Annotated in this window: 4 protein-coding genes and 1 pseudogene; all 5 read right to left on the bottom strand. The window is 32.4% G+C overall.

Going from position 1 to position 5,493, the window contains the following annotated elements; translation table 11 throughout:
• A pseudogene (locus CI949_RS16070) lies at window positions 1-705 on the bottom strand (hypothetical protein); the annotation flags it as partial.
• A 40-nt stretch (window positions 706-745) separates the two neighbouring features.
• The gene (locus tag CI949_RS16065; protein ID WP_110301287.1) at window positions 746-1,183 is read right to left on the bottom strand and encodes a prepilin-type N-terminal cleavage/methylation domain-containing protein; all 438 of its coding nucleotides are present in this window, start codon (window positions 1,181-1,183) and stop codon (window positions 746-748) included.
• A gap of 86 nt (window positions 1,184-1,269) precedes the next feature.
• Entirely contained in the window at window positions 1,270-2,514 is a 1,245-nt protein-coding gene (locus tag CI949_RS16060; RefSeq protein WP_110301286.1) for a type II secretion system F family protein, read from the bottom strand.
• Window positions 2,515-2,544: 30 nt separating this feature from the next.
• Window positions 2,545-3,606, bottom strand: a complete 1,062-nt coding sequence (locus tag CI949_RS16055) for a type IV pilus twitching motility protein PilT (protein ID WP_089719195.1) — start codon at window positions 3,604-3,606, stop codon at window positions 2,545-2,547.
• Window positions 3,607-3,629: 23 nt separating this feature from the next.
• On the bottom strand, window positions 3,630-5,330 hold the full coding sequence (locus CI949_RS16050; protein ID WP_110301362.1) for a GspE/PulE family protein: 1,701 nt from the start codon (window positions 5,328-5,330) through the stop codon (window positions 3,630-3,632).
• Between the last annotated feature and the right edge of the window lie 163 nt (window positions 5,331-5,493).

The following is a 5,493-nucleotide window of genomic DNA, read 5'->3' as shown; positions in this document are numbered from 1 at the left end:
TATAAATAATTTCTTGTTCTTTTGAGAACTGCTGTATAAACCAAGTGCTAATATTCCCACCATGGAAGCATAACTGCCCACATAATTAGGATTATACATGGTTGAATAAATAATTCTTCTCCCAATAAAGCTCAGACGGTCTACAAAAAAATCCAGTCCATCAGGTGTAATTAATTTTCTACCAAATTCTGTTGCCAGTAAATCATAATTATAAAACTGAAGTATACCGTGAATAGCTAAAATAAAAGCTGATATAAATAGAGCTTTTAAAATCAGTTTAAATGATTTTTTATTGTCAACTATATTAACTGCCGCTACCACCAGCAGTAAATATCCCAGTAAAACAAATATATTTTCATAGCGATCCGGAAAACCCTTAATCACTATTTCTTTATATTCTGCCTTAAATGAAGACAAAACTGCGAAAATACTGTAAACAGCTGCTGGAAGATAATAATTTGTCTTTTTGATTCCGTTTAAATCAACATATTTAAGAAAAGTGATTAAAAGAAAAAATGAGGCAGTTAAGAAAAATATCATTTTGTAATATGAATAAAAATCAAGATTAATAAAACTGCCCCAAAATTCTGTTGCTGTCTGCCCTCCCTCAACTAAATGTAAATACATTATTGAAGGGATAAAAGTAATAATAAAACAGAGGCTAAATTTTATGATTTTTACTAATTTATTATTATCAAAATTCAAAATTTAACCTCCAACAAAACTTTTTCTTTTAACTTTGACCTTAAGAACCAGTACTAATAGTTAATTGACCATTGCTTATAGTATAAGTATACTTTATATCATCATCGTCGGTTACTGTAGCTGTTATACCATAGTCGTCATACCCAGTTGAAGCACCACCTCCTGGAAATGTAACGTTACTATTATCACTAGCCATATTTTCTAGTTCTACATAAGCATTTAACTCGGTAATTGGAACATAATTGTCTGAGCCCGTACCCGTACTACCAGTAGTATTTCCACTGGCTTTTCTTGCTTCAATTTCAGTTAATAATGTTCTCATATTGGATTTTACTACTTCCTTATTTGCAGAACCAACAAGTCCCGTTAAATTCGGCACAGCTATTGCCGCCAGCACACCAATAATAACAATAACAATTAACAACTCAATTAAAGTAAAACCTTCATTTCCACTAAAAATATCTCTTATTTTCTTCATTTTTTATTCCTCCTCATTTTGTTAAAAAATTAACTAAAATTTCAACTACAAGCTCTTCTTTTAAGTCCTTCACCCCCTTTTTTAGCTTAGAAATTACTGTAAATACTGAACAGCGGCAAAATAACCGAAGCTACAATTCCACCAACAATTACAGCTAAAACAATTATCATTACCGGCTCAATTAAAGAAATACTGCCTTCAATTGCATTTGCAACTTCCATGTCATAATAATCGGATATTTTATTCAACATATCCTCTATATTACCACTTTCTTCCCCAACTTTTAACATCTGGACTACCATTGGTGGAAATTCTCCGCTCTGACGAATTGGTTCCGAAAGTGTTGATCCCTCTCTAACTCTCATTCTGGTTTCTAATAAAACATCTGCAAAAACTTCATTATCTACAACTTCTTCAATAACAGGCAGTGCATTGATTATATTAACTCCACTTTTAATTAAAAGTGCCATAGTACTGGCAAATCTTGCTATTACAACTTTTCTAATCAAATCTCCTATAACAGGAATTTTCAATAATAACTTATCCTTATTTAATTTACCTTTAGGAGTTTTAATATAAGTGCTCAGTAAAAATAACCCTGCTAATAAGACAATTAAGATTGCCCACCAGTAAGAAGAAATAATATTACTGACAAAAATTAATATTTTTGTTGGCAGAGGAATCTCCCCTCCAAAATTAACCAGCATCTTTAAAATATTTGGCAGAACAAAACCAATCAATATAAATACAGCTATAACAGCAACAATCACTATCACAATTGGATAATAAAGAGCAGATTTAACCTGCTTATTAGTTTTATCACGCTCACGATAATACTCTACTAATTCAGATAATACTTCATCTAAAACACCACCGGTTTCCCCGGCTTTTATTAAATGAATAAATAATTTAGGAAAATATTTAGGATGTTCTTTTAAAGCAGAAGATAATGTCTCTCCGGCTTCAACTCTGGATAAGAGTTTTTCTAACATATTTTTTTCATGTTTAGAATTTGACTGCTTTTTAATTATGGTAATGGATCTAACAATGGGTATCCCGGCTGTGATTAAAACAGAAAGCCTCTGCGCAAAATTTGCAAGCTCCGAAATCTTATAGCCACCACCAAAAATATTGAATTCAGATAAATTTATATCCCTTGTCAGCCTTGATTCTTTTCTTTCTCCACCACTTTCAACTGCTTTAATAGATACAGCATATAAATTTCTTTCTCTTAGCTGATTAGCGGCATCTTCTCTACTTGCTGCTTCTAAATTTCCATTTAAAACCTGTCCTGACTGTCCACGAGCCTTATAACTATAAAGTTGAGCCATTTTGCACCTCCTTTAACTTAGAAGATAAAACTACCGCAGGTTTTCATTAACATATTTAATATCATTACAGTGATGTAAAACTGATTCCCTTGATATTTTTCCCCGCTTATATAATTTTAGAAGAGAATTATCCATTGTAGTCATATTATAGCGACCTCCAGTTTGGATTGCCGAATAAATCTGATTAGTTTTCCCTTCACGAATAATATTTCTGATAGCCGATGTCGCCATCATTATTTCAAAAGCTGCAGCTCTTCCACTCTGATCTCTAGTTGGAATTAACTGCTGAGCTATTACAGCACTGATGACTGAAGCAAGCTGTATTTTTATTTGATCCTGCTGAGCCGCTGGAAAAACATCTATTATTCGATCTATGGTTGCTGGAGCACTGTTGGTGTGCAGAGTAGCCAGTACTAAATGTCCCGTTTCTGCTGCTTCTAAAGCAATCTGAATTGTCTCTAAATCTCTCATTTCTCCTACTAAAATTACATCAGGATCCTGTCTAAGACAGGCTCTTAATCCTCTCTTAAAATTATTAGTATCACTGCCAATTTCTCGCTGATGAACAAGGCTTTTATTATGTTTATGAAGATATTCTATTGGATCTTCTAATGTCATAATATGCAGCTGTCGATTATGATTTATTTCATTAATTATTGCTGCCTGGGTTGTAGATTTACCACTTCCAGTTGGACCAGTGCTTAAAACAAGCCCCATTCGCTGATAGGCAAGCCTTTTAAATACATCCGGAAGATTCATGCTGTCAATTGTAGGTACCTCATTGGGAATTATTCTTAAAGCAATTCCTACACTACCTCTTTGATGATAAGCATTAACTCTAAATCTAGATGTACCAGGAATTCTATATGAAAAATCAATTTCTCCTTTTTCCTTAAATTCTTTGTACTGTTTATCACTCATCATTTCTTTAGCTAAATTTTCAGTATCTTCAACACTTAATTCTTTATTATACTTATCATAGGGTCTAAGCTTCCCATTTTTCCTAATATAAGGGGGAGAAAATACTGTTAAATGAAGATCAGAAATCTGATCTTCCTGAGATACTATTTTTAATAGCTCTTCAAATTCCAAAAACATCACTCTCCAATCTATTGTTAATATATAATTCTTTCAACCTCAGAAACATCTGTTTCTCCTGCTTTAATTTTGGTAATTCCATCTTCTTTTAAAGTTATCATTCCATTGTTTTTTGCATATTCACTTATTTTTTCTTTAGAAATATTATCACTTATCATTTCTTTTACCCTATTATCTACCTCAAAAATTTCCTGAATTGCTAAACGTCCATTATAGCCAGTATTATTACACTTTTCACAACCGACTGCAAAATATGCTTCTTCAATTTCAGGATCTCCCAGGTATTTTAAATCAAGCTTATCCAATTTTCTTTTTTCTTTACAATGAGGACAGAGCCTTCTAACAAGCCTCTGAGCTACTACACCATTTAAAGAAGCAGCTACAAGATATGGTGCTAGCCCAATATCAACCAATCTAGTAATTGAACTAACGGCATCGTTTGTATGGAGAGTACTAAAAACGAGATGCCCAGTTAAAGCAGATCGGACAGCTATTTCTGCAGTTTCTTCATCTCGCATTTCTCCAATCATTATTATATCTGGATCCTGTCTTAAAATTGACCTAAGTGTTTTAGCAAAAGTTAATCCTGCCTTTACCTTAGCCTGAACCTGATTAATACCAGAAATTTGATATTCAACTGGATCTTCAATTGTAACGATATTTATTTTAGGGCTATTAAGTTCATTTAAAGCTGCAAAAAGAGTTGTTGACTTTCCACTCCCAGTTGGTCCAGTTAGTAATAGAACACCATTCGGTTTTTTGATTAAATTTCCAAATTTAACTCTATTATAATCTGATAAGCCTAAATTATCTAAATCTAGAAGGTTCGTATTTCTTGCTAAAAGACGAATAACTACCTTTTCCCCTTTAATTGTTGGTAAAGTAGAAACACGCATATCCAGATTTTCTCCTTTAAAAATCATCTTTATTCGGCCATCCTGGGGTACTCGATGTTCGGTAATATCTAGATTAGCAATAATCTTAATTCTGGAAACTAAAGCTCTATGAGAAGATTTTGGTGCTGTCATTTCCTTTTTTAAAACACCATCAATTCTGAATCGAACTCTAATATTATTTTCTTCAGGCTCAATATGAATATCACTTGCACCTTTTTGATAGGCTTTAGAAATAACATAATTTGCCAATTTTATTATTGGTGCTTCATCAACCATTTCTCTGAGCTCTGCCTCTTCATATATCTCTTCATTTTGGTTGTCAGATACATCTTCTACATCATCTAAATTAAAATCTTCGAAAATATTGGAAATGTCTATATCTTCACTACCATACAGCCTATTTATAGCTGAACGAATTTGATTAGGAGCACCATAAAGTGGTTCAATAGTTAAATTGCTTAACATTTCTAAATCATCTATAGCTACCAGATCTGTTGGATCTGCCATTACAACCTTTAATTTGCTTTCTCCTTTTTTTTCAATAGGAACCGCTAAATATCTTCGTGCCATATTTTCAGGAATTAATTCTGATAGAGAAGGATCAAAAAAATATTTATCCAAATCTGCGTGTGGAATTCCTCTTTGAAATTCCAAAACTTCTATTAAATCTTCTTCCCGAATATACCCTAATTCAACTAAAACTTCTCCAATTTTTTTGTCAGTGTTCTTCATCTTTTCTAAAGCTAGATCTAACTGTTCTCTATTTATATATTCATGGTCTAATAAAAGTTCTCCTATTTTTTTGCGGTTTCCGAAAGCCAAATTATCACCCCACAATAAAATTTTTTATCGATTTTTGAAATAATTTGTAAATTATTTTGCTATTATAAGCGAATTTCATAAAAATAAGCCTTGATATAACAAAGATTTTAATGATATAAAAAGGGCTTCACCCCATTCTTGTCGAATTTAATAGTAACACCCA

It is taken from the genome of Halanaerobium sp., from assembly GCF_003070835.1.
Note: the sequence above shows the minus strand (reverse complement) of the source record. Positions and strands in the feature narration are given on the sequence as shown.

Coding starts and splice junctions, on each gene's coding strand:
- CI949_RS16065 (WP_110301287.1), bottom strand. CDS start 1,183: ATGAAGAAAATAAGAGATATTTTTAGTGGAAATGAAGGTTTTACTTTA.
- CI949_RS16060 (WP_110301286.1), bottom strand. CDS start 2,514: ATGGCTCAACTTTATAGTTATAAGGCTCGTGGACAGTCAGGACAGGTT.